Consider the following 24,051-nt stretch of genomic DNA (forward strand, 5'->3'; position numbering starts at 1 on the left):
CCCTCCCACCTGCTCTGCAGTGGCCTAGACATGTCCACGGCGTGTCCACAGAGAAACCACCGAACCGCCAATGATTTCTGTCAAGGACTTGACGCCGGTAACCCGTTCAGCAGAGCTTGGAGTTCATAACTTGTAAGTGACCCGGTTCCACAGATGTGACCTGGGTCACCTTGGCGGCGCGGTGGCCGCCTCCGATGGCGGGAGTGGATGGGTCGATGGAGACTCCGGGGTCGCAGTCGTCGCTGCACCGAGCCAACCTGGAACGTGTCGTACGGGCCGTACGTCTGGCCGGATCGCTCACGCAGGCGGAGATCGCGCGCACGACCGGCCTGTCGGCAGCGACGGTCTCCAACATCGTGCGCGAGCTCAAGGACGGCGGAACGGTCGAGGTCACGCCCACGTCGGCGGGCGGCCGCAGGGCCCGCAGCGTGAGTCTGAGCGGTGATGCCGGCATTGTCATAGGGATCGACTTCGGCCATACCCACCTGCGTGTCGCGATCGGCAACCTCGCGCACCAGGTGCTGGCCGAGGAGTCCGAGCCCCTGGACGTGGACGCGTCGTCCAGTCAGGGCTTCGACAGGGCCGAAGAGCTGGTCAACCGCCTGATCGCGGCGACCGGCGTGGACCGTTCGAAGATCGCCGGCGTGGGTGTCGGCGTCCCCGGTCCGATCGACGTCGAGTCCGGCACCCTCGGTTCCAGCGCCATCCTGCCCGGCTGGATCGGCGCGAGACCCGCGGAGGAGCTGAGACTGCGCCTCGGAGTCCCCGTGCACGTGGACAACGACGCGAACCTCGGCGCCCTCGGCGAGCTGGTCTGGGGCAGCGGCAAGGGCGTACGTGATCTTGCTTACATCAAGGTCGCCAGCGGTGTCGGCGCCGGGCTGGTGATCAACGGGAAGATCTACCGAGGTCCCGGCGGCACCGCCGGCGAGATCGGGCACATCACGCTCGACGAGGCCGGCCCGGTCTGCCGGTGCGGCAACCGCGGCTGCCTGGAGACCTTCGCGGCGGCCCGCTACGTGCTGCCGCTGCTCCAGCCCAGTCACGGCACCGACCTGACCATGGAGGGCGTCGTACGGCTGGCCCGGGACGGCGACGCCGGCTGTCGCCGTGTGGTCGCCGATGTCGGCCGCCACATCGGCAGCGGTGTGGCCAATCTCTGCAACCTGCTGAACCCGAGCCGGGTGGTCCTCGGCGGCGATCTCGCCGAGGCCGGAGAGCTGGTCCTGGCGCCCATAAGGGAGTCCGTGGGGCGCTATGCGATCCCCAGTGCGGCCCGCCAACTCTCGGTGCTCCCGGGGGCACTTGGCGGCCGCGCCGAGGTGCTCGGCGCGCTCGCCCTCGCACTCAGCGAGATGGGCGATTCGACCCTTTTGGACGGCTCACTGCCTGCCATCGCACCTGCCTTCACTTAGAAAACGAATGGCGCCGTTGCCATCTCGTTAAGTATTTACTTCTTGACGTCGAACTTGCGGCCGAGTTGACTTCGAGCCACCTCGGCCGCAGCGTTGCGGCCCTGTCAGGGAGGCACCCCCAAATGAACGCAACGATGCGTAGAGTCGTCATTGGCACCGCCGCGGTTTCCATGGCGCTGTCGCTCGCCGCCTGTGGCAAGGCCGGCGACAACAAGAAGAGCGACTCGTCCAGCAGCAGCTCCTCCGGTGGCAGCAAGACCATCGGCCTGCTGCTCCCCGACAGCGTCACCGCGCGCTACGAGAAGTTCGACCACCCGTACTTCGAGGCGCAGGTCAAGTCGCTGTGTGCCGACTGCACCGTCGACTACGCGAACGCTGCGGGTGACGCGGCCAAGCAGGCCCAGCAGGTCAGCACCATGGTCACCAAGGGCGTCAAGGTCATCGTGATCTCCGCCCAGGACTCTGCGGCCATCAAGTCCTCCATCGACGCCGCCGTGGCCAAGGGCGTCAAGGTCGTCGCGTACGACCGCCTCGCCCAGGGCAAGGTCTCGGCCTATGTCTCCTTCGACAACGTCAAGGTCGGCGAGCTCCAGGGCCAGGCCCTGCTGAGCGCCCTCGGCTCCAAGGCGACCACCAAGTCCAAGATCGTCATGATCAACGGTGACGACGCCGACCCGAACGCCGGCCAGTTCAAGAAGGGCGCGCACCAGGCCCTCGACGGCAAGGTCACCGTCGCCTACGAGCAGTCGGGTCTGTGGAAGGACACCGTCGCCGCGCAGAAGGTGAAGGCGGCCATCACCCAGCTGGGCGCCAAGAACATCGCGGGCGTCTACTCCGCCAACGACGGCATGGCCGGTGGTATCGCCACCACCCTCAAGGGCGCCGGCATCAGCGGCATCCCGCTGACCGGTCAGGACGCGGAGCTCGCGGGCATCCAGCGCATCGTCGCCGGCACCCAGTCCTCCACCGTCTACAAGGCGTTCAAGCCGGAGGCCGACGCCGCCGCCACGATCGCGGTCGACCTGCTGCAGGGCAAGAGCATCACCTCGCTCGCCACCTCCACGCAGACCAGCGGCTCCGGCGACCAGGTGCCCTCGCAGCTGCTGGTCCCGGTGTCGGTCACCAAGGCCAACATCAAGGACACGGTGATCAAGGACGGTCTGTACACCGTCTCCGACATCTGCACCAGCGAGTTCGCCAAGGCCTGCAAGGCTGCCGGCCTGCAGTAGTCCGGCCCTGGAGCCGTAAGGCTCCGGCCGCCAGCGCCCGGGTGATCGCAGTACGACATCCGGGCCCCGGCCGCCCGACACGACCGGCCCTTCCGCAAGGTGCCCCGTCCGTCCGGCGGCCTCGCGAAACCCCTCCGACGCCCGCTCCGGCCTTCATACCCCGCTGCCGGAGCGGGCGTCGGACGGACCCGTTGCCAAGCGCAGCGGATTCGCGCATGTTCATCTTGTAAACCACGTGCGAAGACCCGAGGAAACCCCGGGATGCCGCACGTCCCTCCGCGCCTGATCACCAAGCGCGGCATCCCCGCCGGTCAGGCGGCGAAGGAGATGGTTCACGTGTCCGCTACGCCCGTGCTGGCGTTGCGCGGAGTCTCCAAGCGATTCGGTGCGGTCCAGGCCCTCACCGATGTCGATCTGGAGGTCCACGCCGGAGAAGTGGTCGCCCTGGTGGGCGACAACGGCGCAGGAAAGTCGACCCTGGTCAAGACGATCGCCGGTGTGCACCCCATCGATGAGGGCGTCATCGAGTGGGAAGGCAACCCGGTCAGCATCAACAAGCCGCACGACGCCCAGGGCCTCGGCGTCGCGACCGTCTACCAGGACCTCGCGCTCTGCGACAACCTCGACGTGGTCGGCAACCTCTTCCTCGGCCGTGAGCTCCTGCACCGGGGCGTCATCGACGAGGTGACGATGGAGAAGCAGGCGCGCGAGCTGCTGAGCACGCTCTCCATCCGCATCCCCAGCGTGCGCATCCCGATCGCCAGCCTCTCCGGCGGTCAGCGCCAGGTCGTGGCGATCGCCCGCTCCCTGATCGGCGACCCCAAGGTCGTCATCCTGGACGAGCCCACCGCCGCCCTCGGTGTCGAGCAGACCGCACAGGTCCTCGACCTGGTCGAGCGGCTGCGCGAGCGCGACCTCGGCGTCATCCTCATCAGCCACAACATGGCCGATGTGAAGGCGGTCGCGGACACCGTCGCCGTCCTGCGCCTGGGCAAGAACAACGGCTCTTTCCCCGTGAAGAGCACCAGCCACGAAGAGATCATCGCCGCGATCACGGGCGCCACGGACAATGCCGTGACCCGTCGTGCGGAGCGTCGCACCACGGAGGCGGCAAAGTGAGCGAGACGTCGAACAAGACCGTAAAGGGCGACGAGACGCCCGAGACCGCCAAGGCCGACAAGGCCGAGGCGGCGAAGGCCACCACGACGGTGGCCCCCGCCGACGACCCCACGGCCGCGCCGGTCACGGTCGTCGACCCGCGGCTGCTGGTCCGTGAAGAGGGCTTCAAGGGCTACCTCACGGAGTTCAAGCGTCGGATCAAGGGCGGCGAGCTGGGCTCGCTGCCGGTGGTCATCGGCCTGATCATCATCTGGACGATCTTCCAGCTGAAGAACAGCCTGTTCCTCAGCGCGGACAACCTGTCCAACATCAGCTACTTCCTCTCGGCCACCGGCATGCTCGCCATCGGCCTGGTGTTCGTGCTGCTGCTGGGTGAGATCGACCTCTCCGTCGGTTCGGTGAGCGGTCTGGCGTCCACGGTGTTCGCCGTCTTCGTGGTCAACCACGGCATGAACCAGTGGCTCGCCCTGATCCTCACGATCATCACGGGCGTCGGCATCGGTGCCCTGCACGGCTGGTTCTTCGCCAGGATCGGCGTACCCGCCTTCGTGGTCACCCTGGCCGGCTTCCTCGGCTGGAACGGTCTGATGCTGTGGCTGCTGGGCTCCAGCGGCACGATCAACATCCCGTCCGACAGCGGCCCGGTGCAGCTCCTCGGCCAGAGCTCCTTCTTCATGGACCAGGCCATCGTCGGTGCGTACCTGCTGGCCGGCCTCGGTGTCGTGCTGTCGGCCCTGGGCCAGTTCAACGAGCAGCGCCGACGCCGTGCGGCGGGCGTGCCATTCCGGCCCACCAGCGAGATCCTGATCCGCGTCGGCCTGCTGGCTATCGCGTCCTTCGCGGCGGCGGCCGTGCTGAACAACGCGTCCGGTGTCTCCAACGCGCTGGTGATCTTCCTCGCGTCCCTGGTGATCGTCGACTTCGTGCTGCGTCGTACGACGTACGGCCGCAAGGTCTTCGCGGTCGGCGGCGGCATCGAGGCGGCCCGCCGTGCCGGTATCAGCGTGCCGATGGTCCGGATCACCGTGTTCGCGATCTCCGGTGGCTTCGCGGCCATCGGCGGTATGTTCTTCGCCGGCCAGACCGCGAGCGCCACGCTCAACGCCGGTGGCGGCAACACGCTGATGCTCGCCATCGCCGCGGCCGTCATCGGTGGTACGTCGCTGTTCGGTGGCCGGGGCAACGTCTGGTCCGCGCTGCTGGGCATGCTGGTCATCCAGTCCATCCAGACCGGTCTCGACCTGCTGAACATGAACACGTCGATCCAGTACATGATCACCGGTGGTGTTCTGCTGGGTGCGGTCGTCATCGACTCCGTCTCCCGCAAGAGCCAGAAGGCGGCGGGGCGCGGATAGCGCCGAGCGCCGTGGGGGGTGCGGTGGGATTGCGGGTGCCGGTCCGTCGTGGCTGGTCGCGCAGTTCCCCGCGCCCCTTCAGGTAGGACCAGTGGCCCGGTGCCTTCAGGTACCGGGCCACAGCTGTGTCATGGATGGGGCCCAGGATGGGTACGGCCGATCGCGTGACCTATGACCCATGGGCCGGAGTCAGGCCGCCCAGGCGGAACATTAGACTCGACGAGCCCGGCAACAGCTCGATCAGCTCTACTGCAAGGAGGCACGGGTGCCGCTGCTGACCCGTATCAGGGGACCGCGCGATCTGGACCGGCTCAGCACCGAGGAGCTGGTCCAGCTGGCAGAGGAGATCCGGAGCTTCCTCGTGGAAGCGGTCTCCAAGACCGGCGGACACCTCGGTCCCAACCTGGGCGTGGTCGAGCTCACCATCGCCCTGCACCGCGTCTTCGAGTCGCCGAAGGACAAGGTGCTGTGGGACACCGGCCACCAGTCCTATGTGCACAAGCTGCTCACCGGCCGCCAGGACTTCTCGAAGCTCAAACAGAAGGGCGGCCTGTCCGGCTACCCCTCGCAGGCCGAGTCCGAGCACGACGTCATCGAGAACAGCCACGCCTCCACGGTGCTCGGCTGGGCCGACGGCATCGCCAAGGGCAACCAGCTGCTCGACCGTGACAGTCATGTCGTCGCCGTCATCGGTGACGGCGCCCTGACCGGCGGTATGGCCTGGGAGGCGCTGAACAACATCGCCGACGCCAAGGACCGCCCCCTGGTCATCGTCGTCAACGACAACGAGCGGTCGTACGCCCCGACCATCGGCGGCCTCGCCAACCACCTGGCCACCCTGCGCACCACCGACGGCTACGAGCGCTTCCTCGCCCGTGGCAAGGACCTGCTGGAGCGCACCCCGGTCGTCGGCAAGCCCCTCTTCGACACCCTGCACGGGGCCAAGAAGGGGCTCAAGGACTTCATCGCCCCGCAGGGCATGTTCGAGGACCTCGGCCTCAAGTACGTCGGCCCGATCGACGGGCACGACATCGAGGCCCTGGAGTCGGCCCTGGCCCGCGCCAAGCGGTTCGGCGGCCCGGTGATCGTCCACTGCCTCACCGAGAAGGGCCGCGGCTACCAGCCCGCCCTCCAGGACGAGGCCGACCGCTTCCACGGCATCGGGCCCATCCACCCCGACACCGGCCTGCCGGTCAAGGCCTCCGGCGCCGACTGGACCTCCGTCTTCGGCGACGAGATGGTCGAGCTCGGCAAGGAGCGCGAGGACATCGTCGCGATCACCGCGGCCATGCTCCAGCCGGTCGGCCTGAAGAAGTTCGCGGACACGTTCCCCGACCGGATCTACGACGTCGGCATCGCCGAGCAGCACGGTGCCGTCTCCGCGGCCGGCCTCGCCACCGCCGGGGTGCACCCCGTCTTCGCCGTCTACGCCACCTTCCTCAACCGCGCCTTCGACCAGGTCCTGATGGACGTGGCGCTGCACAAGTGCGGGGTGACCTTCGTCCTGGACCGGGCCGGCGTCACCGGCACCGACGGCGCCTCCCACAACGGCATGTGGGACATGTCGATCCTCCAGGTCGTCCCCGGCCTCAGGCTCGCCGCCCCGCGCGACGCCGACCAGGTCCGCGCCCAGCTCCGCGAGGCCGTCCAGGTCGACGACGCCCCCACGGTCGTCCGCTTCTCCAAGGGCGCGGTCGGCCCCGCCGTACCCGCCGTGGGCACGGTGGGCGGCATGGACGTGCTGCGCGAGCCGGGCACCGACACCCCGGACGTGCTCCTCGTCTCCGTGGGCGCGCTGGCCCCCATGTGCCTGGAGATCGCCGGCCTCCTCGACAAGCAGGGCATCTCCACGACCGTGGTCGACCCGCGCTGGGTCAAGCCGGTCGACGAGGCCATGGCCCCGCTCGCCGAGCGCCACCGGGTGGTCGTCACCGTCGAGGACAACAGCCGCGTCGGCGGCGTCGGCTCCGCCGTCGCCCAGGCCCTGCGCGACGCGGGCGTCGACGTCCCCCTCCGCGACTTCGGCATCCCGCCCCGCTTCCTCGACCACGCGTCGAGGGCCGAGGTCATGGCCGAGATCGGCCTGACGGCCCCGGACATCGCCCGCCAGGTCACCGGTCTGGTCGCAAAGCTGGACGGCACGACAGAAGTCGACTCGGTGGAGCCCGCGAGGGATTAGACGCCTCAGCCGAAGCGCCCCGTAGGGGGCGCGGGGCCGTATTCGATGTGCGGCTACCGCCGCGTGGGCGCGACCAGCCCCCACCGGCCCGCAGCCCCGACAGAACCTGAACCACCCCGATGGGTCGGTCCTGCTCACCTCTCCGGTGGCGAGACCGACCCATCTGCGTGAACCTGCCTTTGCCGGGCATACGCACCACCCGGCCCTCTCGATCATGTCGAGGACGACAAACGTGGGAGGTAGGCACGTGAGCAGTACCCTCTTCAGGACCAAGAACGTCGAACAGTCCATCCGGGACACCGAGGAACCGGAGCACGCGCTCAGGAAGTCCCTGTCGGCCCTGGACCTCACGGTCTTCGGCGTGGGTGTCATCATCGGCACCGGCATCTTCGTCCTGACCGGCACGGCCGCCAAGAACACCGCGGGACCCGCCGTCGCCCTGTCCTTCGTCGTGGCCGGTGTCGTCTGCGGACTCGCCGCGCTGTGCTACGCCGAGTTCGCCTCCACCGTCCCGGTCGCCGGCTCCGCGTACACCTTCTCGTACGCCTCGCTCGGCGAGTTCCCCGCCTGGATCATCGGCTGGGACCTGGTCCTGGAGCTGGCGCTCGGCACGGCGGTGGTCGCCGTCGGCTGGTCGGGGTACATCCACTCGCTCCTCGACAACGCAGGCTGGCACCTGCCCGAGTACCTCAGCGGCAGGGACGCCGCACACGGCTTCGGCTTCGACATCCTCGCCGCCGCCCTGGTCCTCGTCCTCACCGCGATCCTCGTCGTCGGCATGAAGCTCTCCGCCCGGGTCACCTCGGTCGTCGTCGCCATCAAGGTCGCCGTCGTCCTGGTCGTCATCATCGCGGGCGCCTTCTACGTGCACGGCGGCAACTACGAGCCGTTCATCCCCCCGAAGCAGCCGGTGCCGGCGGGCGGCACCCTCAAGGCGCCGCTGATCCAGCTGATGTTCGGCTGGGCGCCGTCCAACTTCGGCGTCATGGGCATCTTCACCGCCGCGTCCGTCGTCTTCTTCGCCTTCATCGGCTTCGACGTCGTCGCCACCGCCGCCGAGGAGACCCGCAACCCCCAGCGGGACGTCCCGCGCGGCATCATCGGCTCCCTCATCATCTGCACCGCGCTGTACGTGGCCGTGGCCGTCGTGGTGACCGGCATGCAGAAGTACAGCGAGCTGTCCGTGGACGCCCCGCTCGCCGACGCGTTCAAGGCCACCGGGCACCCCTGGTTCGCCGGTCTGATCAGCTTCGGCGCCGCGATCGGCCTGACCACCGTGTGCATGATCCTGCTGCTCGGACAGTCCCGGGTGTTCTTCGCGATGAGCCGGGACGGGCTGCTGCCCCGGTTCTTCTCGCACACCCACCCGCGGTTCCGCACCCCGTACCGGCCGACCATCCTGCTCGGTGTCGTCATCGCGATCGTCGCCGGTTTCACCAGTCTGAGCGAACTCGCCGAACTGGTGAACATCGGCACGCTCTTCGCCTTCATCGTGGTCGCGATCAGCGTGATCATCCTGCGCAACACCCGCCCCGACCTGGAACGCTCCTTCCGCACCCCGTGGGTGCCGGTGCTGCCGATCGTGTCGGTGCTGGCCTCGTTGTGGCTGATGCTCAACCTGCCCGCCGAGACCTGGCTGCGGTTCGCGATCTGGATGGTCATCGGCTTCGTCGTCTACTTCCTCTACGGTCGTTCGCACAGCCGTCTGGCCCAGCGGGAACGGACCGCCGGCGACGCCCCGTGATCGCCAGGCTCGCCACTCCGGTCCCGTATGTCCCGTCCGGGTGAGAGTGGGGGGCCGGATAGCGTGCTCTCCATGCTCGCCGCGCCCTTCGCCCCGCCACGGTCCGTAGTCGTACCGAACGGGTACTGGACGCGGCTGCTGCCGCTGCTCGCCGTGCTGGCCGGTGTCACCCGGGTGCCGTCCTTCGTCCGGCCGCTCTGGAACCCCGACGAGGGCTATCTCGCCGTACAGGCGCGGATGCTGGCGCAGGGCGGACAGCTGTACGAGACGGTCGTGGACCGCAAGCCGCCGCTGGCGCCGTGGCTGTACGAAGGGGTGTTCGCGGTCTTCGGGTCCGGGTCGCTCACCCCGGTCCGGGTCCTCGCCGTGCTCGCGCAGCTGGTCACCGCCGTGCTGCTGGCCTCACTCGCCCGGCGCCGGTGGGGCGACCGGGCGGGCCGGACCGCAGGGGCGCTGTATCTGCTGGTCTCCGTGGGGCTCAATCCCGAGGACGCGCAGGCGGCCACCTTCGAGGTCTTCATGCTGCCCTGCACGGCCGCCGCGATGTGGTGTGCCGACCGCCGCCGCTGGGGCGCCGCCGGGACCGCCGTCGCCTGCGCCTTTCTCACCAAGCAGACCGGCGGCGCGGTCCTGCTGCCGGTGGTGTACCTGCTCAACCGGTACGGCGGCGCCCGCGCGGGGCTGCTCAGACTGGCGGCCGGCGCGGCCCTGCCCGTGCTGGGCGCGGCCCTGGTCACCGACCCGGCGGGCTTCGCCTTCTGGACGGTCACCGGCTCCGGCGCCTACGCGTCCTTCACCGGCTCCGAACTCCACTTCATGGCACGGGCGTTGACCAACTCCGCGATCCTGGCCACGGCCTGCGCCGGACTGTTCCCGCCCGTTGTACGCGCCTTGCGCATCGCCCGCACCGGCGCCGTCGACCTGTGGCTGTGGCTGGCCGCTTCGGCGGTCGCCGTCACCCTGGGCTTCCACTTCTTCGGCCACTACTTCCTGCAACTCACCCCGTCCATCGCCCTGTTGGCCACGGCCGCGCTGCAGATCCTGCCGCGTGAGCGGGCCTCGGCCGCCGTCCTCACCTCCTGCTGCGCCTGCGCCCTGTTCCTGACCTGGGGCCTGCTCGCCCCGCGCCCCGAACTCGCCCACGCCCAGCGGCTCGCGCTCGCCCTCGACCGCCGCACCGCACCCGGCGACCGGGTCCTGGTCTGGGGCATACACCCGGAGACGTACTGGCTCGCCGACCGCACCCCCGCCACCCGCTACCTCACCGCCGGCCTTCTCACCAACTTCAGCGGCGGCCGGGACGGCCCCCAGGTCGGCGAGAAGTACGCCGTCGAGGGCACCTGGCCGGTCTTCCGCGAGGAACTGGCCGGCAGCCCTCCGGCCCTGGTGGTCGACGACTCACGCGGCAAGCCGTACGGCCCCGACCGCGTGCCCGGTCTGCGCCGGCTCCTCGCGGCACGGTACGAGCAGGTGGGGGAGGTGGACGGGGCGGTGCTGTATGCCAGGGTGCCGCCGGAGTAGGTCAGTGGAGCAGGGCGCTCGGGCCGATCACATCGGCGCCCAGTTCCGAGACCCTGCGCCGTAGTTCGCGGTCGGCGGTGACGACGAGCCGGGGCCGGCCGGTGTCCTGCGCGGCCAGTTCCACGATCCGGTCGTCGCCGCTGCCGGGCGCCGACTCCACCCGTACCCCGGGCACCGACGCCACCCCGCGGGCCGCGCCCTCGACGACGAGCACCAGCTCCACCGGGGTCGGGTGGCCGGGCAGTCCCTGCTCGGCCAGCCGGTCGCGCAACCGCTCGGCGGCACCCTTGCGGTCCCGCCACCAGCCGTCCGGCCGTGACCCGACGACATTGGCGCCGTCGACGATCACCAGCAGGGGAGCTTCGTCTTCCATGCCCCCAGCCTCGCACGCCAGGGGCCGCGGCACTGCCCCGAACGGCCCGGCATACAGTGAAGCGGTGAACGGCGACTGGCTCCTCCGCGGCCGTGACGGCCGGCTCAGTGTCTATCTGCCGTCGGGCGACGCCGTACTGTGCCGGGCGGAACGCGGTCCCGGCGGGCCCTGGGGCGCTCCCCGCAGGACGGGCGGCGAACAGCGGCTGCACCCCGGTTTCTCGGTGGGGCAGGGCGCTGACGGATACGCCCACCTGGTCGCCTGGCGGCCCACCGCGAACGGCGAGTCGGGGCTCGTCCACTCCACCCACTACCGGCCGCATCTGGCCGCCCTGGACTGGCAGTCGATCGGCCACCCCGGAAAGAAGGGCGAGGTCACCGGTGTCCCGGCCGTCGCGGTGGACGCGGAGGGCCGCGCCCATGTCTTCGTCCGCAACCCGGGGCGCGGGGTGAGCATGGTCGCCCAGAAGGAGAAGGGCGGCTGGGATCCGTGGCGTGACCTGAAGGGACGGCAGGTCGAGGACGGGCTCGCGGCGGTGACCGGGGAGTCCGGGCTGGTCGAGGTGTACGCGGCGGTGTCCGGCGGGATCGCGTACTGGTGCCAGGAGGAGGCGGGCGAGCCGCCCGTGCTGCGGGAGGCCCTGGAGTCCCCGGTCCGGCCGGGCACGCTGACCGCCCTCGCCACCTCGCCCACGAGCACGACCCTCTACTTCACCGACGAGTCCGGCGACCTCCGCGCCTGGCGCCCCGGCGGCAAGCCGCACACCCTGCTGCCCTCCGCCGGACCCGGCCCGGTCGCCGCGGTCCGCTGTGAACTCGACGGGGCCGACTGCACGCTGCTCGCCCAGCGTTCGGCGAGCGGCCGGGTGGCCTTCGCCGCGTATCCGACCGAGGACGAGCGGGCCGGCGCCTGGTGGACCGAGTCCGGCCCGCAGCTCCCCGCGGACGCGACGGTCGCCCTGACCACGGACGAGAACGGCCGGGTGACCGCGGCGAGTCTCGCCCCGTCCACCGCCCAACTCCTCCTCACCCACCGCAAGAACGAGCCGGGCCTGGCCCTGGAGGCCTGGCACGAGATCTGACAGACCGCCGACTCCCGTCGGTATCCGGGGACTTCCTCGCCGGCTCGGGGACGGCGAAACCGACGGAACGTCTCAAGAGCGCCCCGGGCCCGGCTCTTGAGGCCCGGCGCGCGGTGTGACAGGGGTCAGTTTCCGCCGGTGGCCGGGGACTTCTTGGCCGACTCGGGGATCGTGGAGTCGGTGCGGATCGCCTTCCACAGGGTCGTCGCCTGCGGTTCGGCGGCCACCACGCGGTTCGGGTCGACCTTGTCGTACGCCACCGGGAGCATGATCGTCTCCATGGTGGACGGGTTGACGCCGTTCAGGCTGCGGCCGAACTCCGCGAGCTTGGTGAGGGAGGCGAGTTCGGAGTCGGTGGTGAGCGCGGCGGTCAGCTTGTCGGCGATCTTGTACGCCTTGACCGGGCTGCCCAGCAGGTCCTGCTTCTGGATCTCCCCGAGCAGCGCGATCATGAACTGCTGCTGGAGGCCGATCCGGCCGAGGTCGCTGCCGTCGCCGATGCCGTGCCGGGTACGGACGAACTGGAGGGACTGGGTGCCGTCCAGCCTGTGCGTGCCCTTGGTGATGTTCAGGCCGCTGGAGGAGTCGTGGATGTCCTGGTCGACGGTGACGGTCACCCCGCCGATCGCGTCCACCAGGTCCTTGAAGCCGGCGAAGTCGATCTCGACGTAGTGGTCCATCCGGACCCCCGACATCTGCTCCACCGTCTTGACGACACAGGCCGGACCGACCTGTGAGTAGATGGAGTTGAACATCACGCGCTTCGCGGAGGCGACCTGGGAGCCGTCCGCCTTGGTGCACTCGGGGCGGGTCACCAGGGTGTCGCGGGGGATGCTGATCGCGACGGCCTTCTTGCGGCCCTCGGGTATGTGCATCACCAGCGCGGTGTCCGAACGGGCGCCGGAGACCTTGGCGTTGTCCAGCTTCGCGTTGGCGCCGGCGCGTGAGTCCGAACCCAGGATCAGGATGTTCTGGCCCGAGGTGGGCAGCTTCTCCGGGCGGTCGTCGCCGATCGCCCGGTCGATGTCGACGCCCTTGATGTTGCCGTCGATCCCGCTGTACAGCCAGTAGGCGGTACCCGCTCCGGCGAGGACCAGGACGGCCAGGGAGAGCAGGATCCACCGGCCGGTACGGCGTCGGCGGGGTGCGCCGCGCCGCGAGGGGCGGTCCGAGGTGCTCGGGCTGTCGGCGGCGGGGGTCGTCATCGGATGCTGTCCTCGTCTGCTTCGGGCCGGGGCCGAAAATGATCGGGCGATCGGACAGACCGGTGACAGCCGACTTGAGTTGTATGTCAGTGATCCACGTCACGTTCACTTCATCGAAAGACTTCTCCGAAGGGCGGTGAAGCCAGGTGACGTGTCCGTTCCCGCGGCGGCCGCGGGCCCGCAGTCCGAGCCCGGGCAGTGTAGGTGCCATGCATATGATGTGGCGAATTTCGGGTCCGCCGCGGTCGGACCGGTCGGCTACGTCTCCAGGGGGGCCGTGATGGTGATGCGGGGTCGCTCCGCGCAGCGGCGTCTTTCGGCCGCGCCCGGTGCTGCCGCCCCGGCGGTCACCGCGACGGGTACGGCCGCGGGCTCGTGGCTGGCGCGCGGCAAGGACGGCCGGCTCACCGCGTACGCGCCCACCGCCGGCGGACTGCTGCGCTGGACCGAGACCCGCCCGGGCGGTCCCGAGTGGTCGGGGCCGGAGTTCGTCGCGGTCGCGGACCTGACCCATCTCGCCGTCGTCCAGGGCGCCGACACCTACGTCCACTTCCTCGGGCGCCGGGAGCGGCGCCGGGCCGACGGCTCCGCCGCCGTGGACATCGTGCACGCCATCCAGTACCAGTCCGGACGGCCCGTCACCGAGTGGCGTTCGCTGGGCAATCCGCACCGGGAGCCGGAGAAGGCTCGGAGGTTCGGCGTGCCGGCCGGGGCCGTGGACGCCAAGGGCGATCTGTACGTCTTCGTACGGAACGCGGGCGGCGGCCTGATGATGCGCCGGGAGGGCAGGGGCGGTAAGTGGGAGCCCTGGACCGATCTGCGGGGCGCCGACGTCCGGGACGGACTGACCGCGACGGCCGTCTCGGACGGCCGGATCGAGGTGTTCGCCCCGGCCGGTGACGTCGCGCTGCACTGGACGCAGCCGGAACCCGGAGCCGTACCGCGGCGTTCGTACGACATCCGGCCTGGCGCGCTGCCCGGCTCCGTCGCCGCGCTGGAGACCGCGCCCGGCCGGCTCACCCATCTCTGGACCGATCCGGCCGGCTCGGGTCTGCTGTGTCACCGGTCCGGCGGCTGGCTGGTTCCGCTCGGTGGCGCACCGGGGGAGGGCGGCAACGCGGTACTGCGCACCGCTCTCGACGGTTACGACTGCACAGTCGTCGCTTACCGCGGTGCGGCCGGGAGCGTCCTGGTCGGAGTGTGCGGCACGGAGGCCGAGGCGTCCGGGCTGTGGTGGACCGACACCGGCAGGCCGGGGACGGGCACGCCCGCGCTGGCCCATGACGCCCGGGGGCGCGTGGTGCTCGCCGCCTTCGGCGCCGAAGGCGCCCTGTGGGTGGGACGGCAGGCGCCGGAGCCCGGCCTGGTCCTCGCGGACTGGGTCCGCGTCTGACGCTCCGTCGGGCCGGATGGTTGTACGGATGTGGCCTTCGTGACAGAGAGCCCGGGGCAACCGATTACTTCTGGACAGTTTGCCGTTCGGATGTAAACATTCTGAAGGTTCAGTAAGACCCGGGTAAGTCAAACATGTGACTTCGGTGAACATGAGGGTCTGCTGGCCGGTATGTCGACAGTCACACAGGGGGAAACAGGTGAGCCTCAATAATCCCGAGGCGAGCACGTTCGTGTCGACATATCGATCCGTGGTGCCGGTGGGAGCCCGCCGCAGCATCGTCAAGCGGGTACCGAACCCCCTGCGCAAGTCGTTGAAGCGCTCTCTGGCCTCCGCCGACGCGGTGCGTTCCGCGATGGTGGTCCGGGCGCTGGGCGGCAGTCGCAAGGCCGCCCGGAACTCCACCGAAGGCCGGATGCGGGTCGTCCGCATCGGCGGTAAGCACGTCCGCGCCTTCGAGGTGCCCGGAGCCACCGCCTGGGCCGCCCGCGCCCGTAACCTCCACCTGCTCGTCGCGGTCCTGGAAGAAGCCGGGATCGACTACTTCTGCGTCCGCGGCACCTCGGCCGCCGTGCCCGGCATCGCCGTACCGGCCGCCCGGCGCCCGGAGCTGGAGGCCGTCCTGCGGCTGGCCTGTGAGGACCGGGCCGGCTACATCGGCACCGTCGCGCCCGGCCAGTCGCGGCCCGGCGAGCTCCCGGGGAGCTGGCGGGGGCTGCGCGACCAGCGGGTGCTGCGTATCGCCTGGCACGTCTGCGACCCGACCGGGAACCTGGTCTTCGGCCGGGAGTCCGGCTGCGACATCGAGTTCTGGGAGGAGCGGGACGGACAGTTCGTCGCGCCCCGGCCCAACCGCGTGGTGACCGAGGTCCCGGTGGACGCCGGCCGCTGCTGGACCGAGCAGAAGCGCTTCAGCCCGGTGCCGGCCGTCTATGTCACCGGCCATGCCCGCACCCTGCCCGAGTTCGCGGCCGCGCTCCCCGACGACCACCTCTTCCCGATCGACGTCGTCTACACCTGGGTCGACGACTCCGACCCGGTGTGGCGCGCGGGCCGGGACGCCTTCCGGCGCGAGCTCGACGGCAGCCCCGCCGGCCAGCTGCACGAGCAGGCCGCCAACGACTCCCGGTTCACCAGCCGCGACGAGCTGCGGTACTCGCTGCGCTCCATCCACCAGTACGCCCCTTGGGTGCGCAACATCTTCCTGGTCACCGCCGGCCAGGTGCCCGCCTGGCTGAACACCGAGTTCCCCGGAATCCGGGTGGTGGACCACCGGGAGATCTTCTCCGACCCCTATGCGCTGCCCACCTTCAACTCGCACGCCATCGAGAGTCAGTTGCACCACATCCCGGACCTCTCGGAACACTTCCTCTACCTCAACGACGACGTGTTCTTCGGCCGCCCGGTCCAGCCCGGCCACTTCTTCCATCCCAATGGCCTGACCAAGTTCTTCCAGTCCAAGGCGCTCATCCCGTCCGGCCGGGCGAGCACCGAGGACCTGCCCGTCAACGCGGCGGGCAAGAACAGCCGAGGGCTGATCGCCCAGCAGTTCGGCACCGTCATCTCGCAGAAGATGAAGCACACCCCGCACGCCCTGCGCCGCAGCGTGCTGGCCGAGATCGAGCACGTCTACGCCAAGGCTCACCGGGTCACCCAGCACTCCCGCTTCCGCTCGCCGAACGACGTACCGATCGCCTCCTCGCTGCACCACTACTACGCCTACCAGTCCGCGCGGGCCACGGTCGGCGAGATCCGGTACGTCTACGTCGACCTCGCCGACGACCTCGCCGAGCGCCGGCTCAACAACCTGCTCGCGCGCCGCAACTTCGACACCTTCTGCATGAACGACACCGTCACAGCGGCCGACCCCGAGGCTCAGAACCGCATGGTCGAAACGTTTCTGGACGCCTATTTCCCGGTCCACAGCCCGTTCGAGACCGCGTCCGGCATCACCGCACCGCGCACCCCGGCGCGCACCGCCCAGCTGGGGCCCGTCGGCTCATGACCGCTTCTCCGAAGAGTCCCGCCGCAAAGGCAGGCGGGACCGTCCGCCCGCGCGCCCGCGTCGCCGCCCTGCGCAACCGGCTCATGCTCGGCGTCTTCATCCCGCTGCGCCGCCGGCGCACGGCGCTGCTGCACTACGCCGCCATCCTCGACGGCCAGACGGTGAACCTGCACGCCGAACTCCCGCCGTCCACCCGGCTGCCCGACCGGGCCGAGATCGTGCTGCGCCGCGGCCGGCGCCGCCACACCACCGACGCCCGCGTCTACGAGGGCCCGGCCGGCCAGGGCCTGGTCGACGCGGCCGTCCTGCTGGGCGCCGAGGTCGGCGGAGTGCCCGTCACCGCCGGTCGCTGGCGGCTGCGCCTGCGCCTGTACACCGGGCGCCGCAAGCGCTCGCTGTCCCTGCTGCTGCTCCAGCCGCCGGTGCCGTACGAGGGCCCGACCAAGCCCATGGCGGCGTCCCCGGTGACCGGCGAACGCCACCGGCTCGGCCGTTCCGTGCGGGGCAGCGCCCGGGTCGTCAGCAGCGGCGCCCGGGCGGCCGTCGAGGTGGCCAAGGTGCATCTGACCCATGCCGGCGTCACCGTCGACTTCCGGGTGCTCGGCACCCGGGTCGAGGAGCCCTGGGCCGAGTTCGTCGCCTCCGGACGTCGTATCGAGCAGCCGGTCACGGCGCTCGGCCCTGACACCTTCCGGGTGGAGGTCCCGCTGGCGCAGATGCCGCCGCGCGGCGCCCGCCCCGAACACTGGGACATCGAACTCCACGACCGCGCCGGCCGCTCCATGCGCCTGGGCCGTCGCCTCCACGACGTACGCAACCCGCTGCGCGTCTTCGCCATGCGCAGCCTCGCCATCACCCCCCAGGGCCACCCGCCCATGATCGTCCAACCGCGCTACACCCCCGCAGGAAATCTCCGGGTCACCTGCACGCGCATGCCCGAGGCAGGCTGAACCGACAGATGAAGATCACCTTCCTGCTGACCACGGCGGACGCCGTGGGCGGCACCGAACGCGCGGTGTTCAACCAGGCGTCCGAACTCGCCACGCGGCACGACGTCCGGGTCCTCAGCGTCTTCCGGAGCAAGCGCGACCAGTTCTTCACCCCCGACGAACGGGTCCGCGTCGACTATCTCGTCGACGCCACCGCCCGCACCCCCCGCCCGGTGCGCTCCACCACCGTGGCCGACTCGGTGTGGGCCGGGCTCGCCGCGCAGCCCAGCCAGATCGTCGACCGGTCCTGGGAGTCGGCCTTCAACCGGCTCGCCGACCTCGAACTCGAACTCGCCCTCCAGGACACCGACACCGACGTCCTGGTCACCACCACCCCGGCACTGATGGCCCTCGCCGTGCAGCTCGCACCGGCCCACGTCATCACCGTGCACCAGGAACACCGGGTCTCCGAACTGCGCGGCACCAGCGGTGAACCGCTGCGCCGCTTCGCCGCCCGGCTGGACGCGCTGGCCGTGCTCAGCGAGCGCACCCGGGACTGGTTCGCCGAGACCCTGCGCGACGCCGCGCCCCGCCTGGAAGTGGTGCCCAACGCCCTGCCCAGCGGCTTCCGGCCGCGCTCCACCCTGCAGACCCGCACCGTCGTGATCGCCGGCCGGCTGGTGGCGGAGAAGCAGATCGACCACGCCGTCACGGCCTGGGCGACGGTCGCCCGGCACCGCCCGGACTGGCAGCTGCGCATCTTCGGCGACGGCCCGCTCAGCGGCGCCCTGCGCCGGCAGATCGACATGCTCGGACTGCACGACTGCATCCAGCTCAACGGCAACTCCAAGCACCTCGCGGAGGAGTGGGCCAAGGCCAGCATCGCCACCCTCACCTCACGCAACGAGGCGTTCGGCCTGGTCCTCGCCGAGGCCCACGCGGCCGGCGTTCCGGTGGTGTCGTACGACTCTCCCAACGGCCCCCGTGAAGTCGTCATCGACGGGCACACCGGCATCCTCGTCCCGCCCGGCGACACCGACGCCCTCGCCTCGGCCCTGCTGCACCTCATCGAGGACGTCGAACTGCGCCAGCGCATGGGCACCGCGGCCCTCGCCTCCGTCAACCGCTTCTCGCCCGCCGTGGTGACCGCGCACTGGGAGCGGATCTTCCACGAACTCGTCGCCGAACGCGACAGCGGCCGCCGTGCCGTGACCAAGGCCGAACGCCAGGCCGTGCTCGCCTACTACAGCGGCGCCGACGGCATCGTGCCCGCCGCGACCCCCGCCCCGGCCACCACCGTGCGCACCTCCGACCAACGGGCCCTGGAACAGCGCCTCCTCAAACGGCGCGGCCTGGTCAGCGACGGCGGCCAGCTGTGCCGCCTGCTGGACTGGGAGTCGCCCTGGGACGTCGTGCAGCAGAACCTCGCCCTGGTCGCCGACGCGCTCGAAGGCGCCGGCATCCCCTACCTCGTGACGCGCGACCACCTCGTGCGGCACACGGTCGCGGTGCACACCGTGCACCGCGAGGCGGTCTTCAAGGCCCTCGCCGAGCGGTATGCCACGGAGGCCGTGTACGCCGCCGTACTCAACGAGGGACAGAGCACGGTGGCCACGGTCCTCGCCGGACTTGTCCTGCCGTACGCCGACACCCCCTCCTCGGGTGTCCGGATCTACCAGAACGTCGTCTCGCACTCCCGCATCCTGCGCCTCGGCGCGGTCTACGGCTGCACCGTCTCCTTCTGGGACAACGACCCCGAGGACGAGTCCCACATCAAGGCACCTGCCCGCACCCTGATCGGCGACCGGGTACCCAACAGCGCCATGCGCCGCTCCACCCTGACCGTGGGGGGCCGCTCCTACCCGACCATCCCCGCCTTCGGGCAGGTGCTCCACGGAGACGTCGACTTCCCCGTGGACGCCGTCTACACCTGGGTCGACGGCGCCGACGTCTCGTGGCTGGAACGGAAGAACGCGGTGCTGGCCGCCATGGGCATGGAGACCGAGGACGCGGCGACGAGCGCGGCCCGCTTCCGGGACCGCGACGAACTGCGGTACTCCCTGCGCTCCATCGACATGTACGCCCCCTGGATCCGGAACATCTACCTCGTCACCGACCAGCAGGTCCCGCACTGGCTGGACCTCTCCCACCCGCGCGTACGCGTCGTGGACCACACCGAGATCTTCGGCGCGAACGGCGCGCTTCCGACGTACAACTCCCATGCCATCGAGAGCCAGCTGCACCACATCGACGGACTGGCCGAGCACTTCCTCTACTTCAACGACGACGTGTTCGTCGGACGGACCCTCCAGCCGGGCACCTTCTTCCTCGGCAACGGGCAGGCCAAGCACTTCATGTCGCCCACCTCCGTCCCGATGGCCCCGTCCTCGTACGAGGACGAGTTCAACATCAGCGCCGCGAAGAACAACCGCGCCCTGATTGAGCAGTCCTTCGGGCAGACGCTGGTGCACTCGTTCCTGCACGCCCCGCATCCGCTGCGGCGCAGCGTCCTGGCGGACATCGAGGAGCACTACCACCAGGCGGTGGCGACCACCGCGGCCAACCGGCTGCGCAGCCACAACGACGTGTCGGTCGCCTCCTCGCTGCACCACTACTTCGGCTTCCACACGCTGCGCAGCGTGCCGGGGAGCATCTCGTGCGGTTTCGTCAACGTGGGGCTCAGCGAGCACAAACCCAGGCTGAACCGGCTGCTGACGGCACGCCCGCACGACGTCTTCTGCCTGAACGACTACCACGACGGCGATGTGCCCGAGGACGAGCAGGACGCGGTCCTCGCGGCCTTCCTGCCGAGCTACTTCCCGGTGCCGAGCCAGTTCGAGACCGGATCGCAGCGCAACCAGCGCGCCCACGCGGGCCGGCTGCCGGACTGGCCGCTGTGATGTCCGCTCCCACATCCACGCCGGCATCCGCTCCGACATCCGCGCCGATGTCCGCCGTCCCGGCACCGCGCCGTCGCCCGTCCCGCCCGAAGCCGAAGGGAAACCGCCATGCAGTCCGCTGACGGAACCATGCCGCACGCATCGCTGGTCCAGATCCTGGCGCACCCGGACGACGACCTCTACTTCATCAACCCCGACCTGCAGCGGGCCCTTGAGGCGGGTCATCGGGTCACCAGCGTGTACCTGACGGCCGCGGAGGCCGACGGGCGCAACATCGACACCCGCGACCCCCACCGCCTGGACAGTCCGCCGGACTACGAGGGCTACTCGGAGGCACGTCAGCAGGGGCTGCGCGCGGCGTACGCGACCATGGTGACGGGCAGTCGGGAGAGCGAGTGGGCACGTGACGTCGTCTCGTTCTCGACCGGGGTGACGGTGGAGCGCTCGACCCTGCTGGCCGCGCCCCGGGTCCAGCTGTTCTTCTTCGGGCTGCGCATGGTCGACACCCGGCACGGGTTCGCGGCCGACGTGCCACCCGCCCGGCTGGCCACGCTCTGGACCGGGCAGGCCGCCGCCCAGCTCACCCTGAACGCCGCGGAGTCCCCGCTGCGCGAGCTGCAGGAGGTCACGCGGGACGGGCTGCTCCGTTCCCTGGCCGAGCTGCTCCACCACACGCGGCCCGACCATTTCTGGACCATGGACCCGGACCCCTGGCACACCGCCTGGGACGACGAGCGAGGGGCGACGTCCAGCGACCACCAGGACCACACCGCGACGACGCAGTTCGCGCTGGCCGCCCTGGAGCAGTACATCGCGGAGGGCGGTGTGCCCCCGCTCGTGGACCACTGCGTCGGCTACGGCAACAAGCTCTGGCCCAGCAACCTCACCGAGCAGGCCTGGGCCGAGAAGAAGCGCGTGATCGAGGTGTACACCTCCGCCGACGGACACGACTGCCGGCACCGCCACTGCGGTGACCGGCAGCTCGGCGACGGGTCCGACATCCGCCGTTACGGCTGGAGCACCCGGGCCCGGTACGAGGGCGGCACCGACTGGCTCCACCTGCAGGCCGACGGCCGGCTCGCCGCCTACGCAGTGCTCGGCGGCCGGGTCGCGGTCTGGACCGAGAGCGCGCCGGGCAGCGACAGCTGGGGCCGGCCGGCCCTGCTGCCCGGTGCGGGCCTGACCCCGGCGCTGTCCGTGGCCCCGGACCGCGAGGGCGGGGTACACCTCGTCGGTCTGCGCCGCACACCGGGGCAGGGTGGTCAGGTGGACGTGGACGTCGTACGGATGTGGCGGCAGGCCCACACCCGGTCGACGGTGCCCTGGGAGAGCGTCGGCAACCCCAACGAGCGCTCGAAGGACTGGCGGCGCTGCCGGGAGGTGGGTGTTCCCGAGGCCGTCGTCGACCCCTCGGGAAGGCTGCACGTGTTCATGCGCAACTTCGGATCCGGTGTCAGCGCCCGCCGTGAGACCGGCGAGGGCTGGGCCGCCTGGGAGGACCTGGGAGGCCGCGGGATGCAGGACTGCCTGACCGCGGTGCTGAAGTCCACCGGCAGGATCCAGATGTTCGCCGCGAACCGTGTCAACGGCGTGCACTGGTACCAGGAGGACGTGTACGGCCCGTACAAGCTGCAGGACGGTGTGACGTCGGCCGACCCGGACGCCTGGCGCCCCGTGGGCGGTCTCACGCCCCTGCAGATCGGACGCTCGCGGATGGCGGTCTTCTACCGCGAGGAGGACTCCGGTGAGGTGGTCTGCGTCCGGCAGCGGCCCGACGGCCGGTGGAACGAGCGCGTCGAACGGCTCGGCGGTCATGGCGGGACCGGCAGGATCGCGGCCCTGCGGCAGCTGACCGACCGGCAGGACTGCGTGGTCCTCGCCCGCCGGAACGCCGGCAACCGGCTCAGCACCGCGGTCATCGCCACGCAGGGCCGAGCGGAGGTGCCGGAGTGGACCGACCACGACGTGCTGATCGCCCGTCCGCCCGCCCTCGCGCTGGACCAGGCGGGACGGGTCGTGGTGGCGGTGCTGGGCACGGACTCCCGGCTGCGGGTGATGCGGCAGAAGACGCCGTACGTCTTTGACGGCTTCGGGCCCCTGACGGTGGTGTGACCGGCGCCGACACCGGCCGGGTGAGGATGTGAGGAAGACATGAGGAAGATCTGCATCATCGGGAACTCGGTGGCCGCCTCGCGGACCGAGGAGGAGGCACCGCTCGCCGGCTGGGGCCAGTACCTCGGCGAGTTCCTGGGCGAGGGCTACGAGGTCCGCAACTACGCCCGTGACGCCATGACGCTGCGTGGCTACTTCACCGAGCGCCTCGCCACGCTCCTCAGCGTCCTCAACCCCGGCGATCTGGTGTTCATGGCCTTCGGGGCCGTCGAGCAGCGCATCAACCAGCTCAACCGGTACCACGGGCCTCGCGAGTACAAGGAGTACCTGCGCCTGTACGTGGAGGCCGTCCAGGGGGAGGGGGCCGTACCCGTGCTGCTCACCCCGGTGGCCCGCTGCGCCTTCGACGAGGCCGGGAACGTCCGGGACACCCATGACGGATACCCCGAACTCACCCGCGAGGCCGCCGCCGAGACGGGCGCGCCGCTGATCGACATGACCGCGTTCACGACCACGATGCTCGCGGAACTCGGGCCCACGCGAGCCCGCCGGCTCTACCGGTGGCTGGACCCGGGCGAGCACCCGAACCACCCCGACGGCATCATCGACGCCAGCCACCACAACGAGGCAGGAGCGCGCGAGGTGGCCCGGCGGCTGGCCGTGGGCATCCTCGACACCCCGGCCCTGCCGGGCGACATGGTCGACCCGCAGCGGCTCGCTCCCGGCACGATTCCCCCGGTGCTCGCCGAGTTCAAGGTGAACCGTCCCGAACTGGCCCTCACCATGGCGCCGAGCCTGCCGGACGCACCGGTCTTCTCCTCGCCCACACCCGGTGAACTCATCGGTGCCGCACGGAAGCTGACCGGCAAGGCCCCGGCCGGCACCGACTACGTCCTCTTCTACGAACAGGGCCGCTACCTCGGTGGCACGTCCGTCTCCGCCTCGGGGACATGGCGGTGGCGCCGGGTCGTCAACTGGCCCGCAGGACCGCACACCGTCGAGGTGCTCGGGGTCGCGGGCAACAACGTCTCGCGGACCTCCGCGGTGGACTTCCACGTCCTCGACCGTCTGGACCCGCCCCAGGTCATCGGCCCGCGGCCGAACGCCTGGTGCGGTCCGCGCCCCCGTTTCTCCGGCAAGGCGCCCCGAGGCGCGACGAAGATCATGGTCCTGGAGCAGGGCAGGCTCATCGCCGAGGCCCCCGTCCAGGAGGACGGCAGCTGGCGGGTCACCCATGCCCACGACTGGCGGCCGGGCACCTACACGGTCGAGTTCGTGGCCGTGTTCAGCGCCATCCACTCGCCGTCCGTCCCGCTGACGCTGCGCGTCCACGGCATCCCCGAGGACAACTGGCTGCACACCTCGCTGTCGTCCCGCGAGCCCTGCTCCGGCGCGTGCGAGCACTACCCGGCGATGCCGGCGTGGTGACCTGACGGCGGATCGGCTTCCACGGTATGCGTCCGCCCCTGCCACCACGAAGGGCGACAGGGG

General features: G+C 70.6%; 16 protein-coding genes. 14 read left to right on the forward strand and 2 right to left on the reverse strand.

What is annotated here, in order from left to right; all coding sequences use genetic code 11:
• The first annotated feature begins 215 nt into the window (after positions 1–215).
• The 7 genes from ACIRR9_RS15530 (at position 216) to ACIRR9_RS15560 (ending at position 10,562) form a co-directional block, all read left to right on the forward strand.
• Entirely contained in the window at positions 216–1,415 is a 1,200-nt protein-coding gene (locus ACIRR9_RS15530; protein ID WP_403751466.1) for an ROK family transcriptional regulator, read from the forward strand.
• A 134-nt stretch (positions 1,416–1,549) separates the two neighbouring features.
• Positions 1,550–2,644, forward strand: coding sequence for a sugar ABC transporter substrate-binding protein (locus ACIRR9_RS15535; RefSeq protein WP_403751468.1), 1,095 nt, complete (start codon positions 1,550–1,552; stop codon positions 2,642–2,644).
• 327 nt (positions 2,645–2,971) lie between these two features.
• Positions 2,972–3,763 carry an ATP-binding cassette domain-containing protein gene (locus tag ACIRR9_RS15540; RefSeq protein WP_365350194.1) on the forward strand — a complete coding sequence of 264 codons (792 nt, stop codon included), beginning with the start codon at positions 2,972–2,974 and terminating at the stop codon, positions 3,761–3,763.
• A complete protein-coding gene (locus tag ACIRR9_RS15545; RefSeq protein WP_403751470.1) occupies positions 3,760–5,118 on the forward strand; it encodes a sugar ABC transporter permease in 1,359 nt (452 codons plus the stop codon). The genes ACIRR9_RS15540 and ACIRR9_RS15545 overlap by 4 nt, the downstream gene beginning before the upstream one ends.
• A gap of 265 nt (positions 5,119–5,383) precedes the next feature.
• Positions 5,384–7,297, forward strand: a complete 1,914-nt coding sequence (gene dxs / locus ACIRR9_RS15550; RefSeq protein ID WP_365350144.1) for a 1-deoxy-D-xylulose-5-phosphate synthase — start codon at positions 5,384–5,386, stop codon at positions 7,295–7,297.
• A 247-nt stretch (positions 7,298–7,544) separates the two neighbouring features.
• Positions 7,545–9,041, forward strand: coding sequence for an amino acid permease (locus tag ACIRR9_RS15555; protein WP_403751472.1), 1,497 nt, complete (start codon positions 7,545–7,547; stop codon positions 9,039–9,041).
• A gap of 72 nt (positions 9,042–9,113) precedes the next feature.
• Entirely contained in the window at positions 9,114–10,562 is a 1,449-nt protein-coding gene (locus ACIRR9_RS15560; RefSeq protein ID WP_403751474.1) for an ArnT family glycosyltransferase, read from the forward strand.
• 1 nt (position 10,563) lies between these two features.
• Here the strand turns inward: ACIRR9_RS15560 and ACIRR9_RS15565 are convergent, their stop codons facing one another.
• Positions 10,564–10,935, reverse strand: a complete 372-nt coding sequence (locus tag ACIRR9_RS15565) for an NTP pyrophosphohydrolase (RefSeq protein ID WP_403252486.1) — start codon at positions 10,933–10,935, stop codon at positions 10,564–10,566.
• A 64-nt stretch (positions 10,936–10,999) separates the two neighbouring features.
• Between ACIRR9_RS15565 and ACIRR9_RS15570 the strand changes: the two genes are divergently transcribed.
• Positions 11,000–12,016: a hypothetical protein gene (locus ACIRR9_RS15570; RefSeq protein WP_403751476.1), complete on the forward strand. Its 1,017-nt coding sequence runs from the start codon at positions 11,000–11,002 to the stop codon at positions 12,014–12,016.
• A 125-nt stretch (positions 12,017–12,141) separates the two neighbouring features.
• Here the strand turns inward: ACIRR9_RS15570 and ACIRR9_RS15575 are convergent, their stop codons facing one another.
• Positions 12,142–13,221 (reverse strand): LCP family protein, encoded by a 1,080-nt coding sequence (locus tag ACIRR9_RS15575; protein ID WP_365350154.1) that lies wholly within the window; start codon positions 13,219–13,221, stop codon positions 12,142–12,144.
• Positions 13,222–13,501: 280 nt separating this feature from the next.
• On the opposite strand from ACIRR9_RS15575, the gene ACIRR9_RS15580 reads away from it, so the two are divergent.
• The 6 genes from ACIRR9_RS15580 (at position 13,502) to ACIRR9_RS15605 (ending at position 23,988) form a co-directional block, all read left to right on the forward strand.
• Positions 13,502–14,614 carry a hypothetical protein gene (locus ACIRR9_RS15580; RefSeq protein WP_403751711.1) on the forward strand — a complete coding sequence of 371 codons (1,113 nt, stop codon included), beginning with the start codon at positions 13,502–13,504 and terminating at the stop codon, positions 14,612–14,614.
• A 151-nt stretch (positions 14,615–14,765) separates the two neighbouring features.
• Positions 14,766–16,619: a stealth family protein gene (locus ACIRR9_RS15585; RefSeq protein ID WP_403751713.1), complete on the forward strand. Its 1,854-nt coding sequence runs from the start codon at positions 14,766–14,768 to the stop codon at positions 16,617–16,619.
• On the forward strand, positions 16,616–17,569 hold the full coding sequence (locus tag ACIRR9_RS15590) for a hypothetical protein (RefSeq protein WP_403751478.1): 954 nt from the start codon (positions 16,616–16,618) through the stop codon (positions 17,567–17,569). The genes ACIRR9_RS15585 and ACIRR9_RS15590 overlap by 4 nt, the downstream gene beginning before the upstream one ends.
• A gap of 8 nt (positions 17,570–17,577) precedes the next feature.
• The gene (locus tag ACIRR9_RS15595; protein WP_403751480.1) at positions 17,578–20,448 is read left to right on the forward strand and encodes a stealth conserved region 3 domain-containing protein; all 2,871 of its coding nucleotides are present in this window, start codon (positions 17,578–17,580) and stop codon (positions 20,446–20,448) included.
• 108 nt (positions 20,449–20,556) lie between these two features.
• A complete protein-coding gene (locus tag ACIRR9_RS15600; RefSeq protein ID WP_403751482.1) occupies positions 20,557–22,560 on the forward strand; it encodes a PIG-L family deacetylase in 2,004 nt (667 codons plus the stop codon).
• 39 nt (positions 22,561–22,599) lie between these two features.
• Entirely contained in the window at positions 22,600–23,988 is a 1,389-nt protein-coding gene (locus ACIRR9_RS15605) for a GDSL-type esterase/lipase family protein (RefSeq protein ID WP_403751484.1), read from the forward strand.
• The last annotated feature ends 63 nt before the right edge of the window (positions 23,989–24,051 follow it).

It is taken from the genome of Streptomyces sp. NPDC101234, assembly GCF_044767525.1.
GTDB classification, from domain to species: domain Bacteria; phylum Actinomycetota; class Actinomycetes; order Streptomycetales; family Streptomycetaceae; genus Streptomyces; species Streptomyces sasae.

What these genes read in the sequence shown, in the direction of transcription:
- ACIRR9_RS15585 (WP_403751713.1), top strand. Translation starts at nt 14,766, where the DNA reads ATGAGGGTCTGCTGGCCGGTATGTCGACAGTCACACAGGGGGAAACAG.
- ACIRR9_RS15605 (WP_403751484.1), top strand. Translation starts at nt 22,600, where the DNA reads ATGAGGAAGATCTGCATCATCGGGAACTCGGTGGCCGCCTCGCGGACC.
- ACIRR9_RS15580 (WP_403751711.1), top strand. Translation starts at nt 13,502, where the DNA reads ATGGTGATGCGGGGTCGCTCCGCGCAGCGGCGTCTTTCGGCCGCGCCC.
- ACIRR9_RS15540 (WP_365350194.1), top strand. Translation starts at nt 2,972, where the DNA reads ATGGTTCACGTGTCCGCTACGCCCGTGCTGGCGTTGCGCGGAGTCTCC.
- ACIRR9_RS15565 (WP_403252486.1), bottom strand. Translation starts at nt 10,935, where the DNA reads ATGGAAGACGAAGCTCCCCTGCTGGTGATCGTCGACGGCGCCAATGTC.
- ACIRR9_RS15530 (WP_403751466.1), top strand. Translation starts at nt 216, where the DNA reads ATGGAGACTCCGGGGTCGCAGTCGTCGCTGCACCGAGCCAACCTGGAA.
- ACIRR9_RS15600 (WP_403751482.1), top strand. Translation starts at nt 20,557, where the DNA reads ATGCAGTCCGCTGACGGAACCATGCCGCACGCATCGCTGGTCCAGATC.
- ACIRR9_RS15560 (WP_403751474.1), top strand. Translation starts at nt 9,114, where the DNA reads ATGCTCGCCGCGCCCTTCGCCCCGCCACGGTCCGTAGTCGTACCGAAC.
- ACIRR9_RS15535 (WP_403751468.1), top strand. Translation starts at nt 1,550, where the DNA reads ATGCGTAGAGTCGTCATTGGCACCGCCGCGGTTTCCATGGCGCTGTCG.
- ACIRR9_RS15595 (WP_403751480.1), top strand. Translation starts at nt 17,578, where the DNA reads ATGAAGATCACCTTCCTGCTGACCACGGCGGACGCCGTGGGCGGCACC.
- ACIRR9_RS15590 (WP_403751478.1), top strand. Translation starts at nt 16,616, where the DNA reads ATGACCGCTTCTCCGAAGAGTCCCGCCGCAAAGGCAGGCGGGACCGTC.
- ACIRR9_RS15575 (WP_365350154.1), bottom strand. Translation starts at nt 13,221, where the DNA reads ATGACGACCCCCGCCGCCGACAGCCCGAGCACCTCGGACCGCCCCTCG.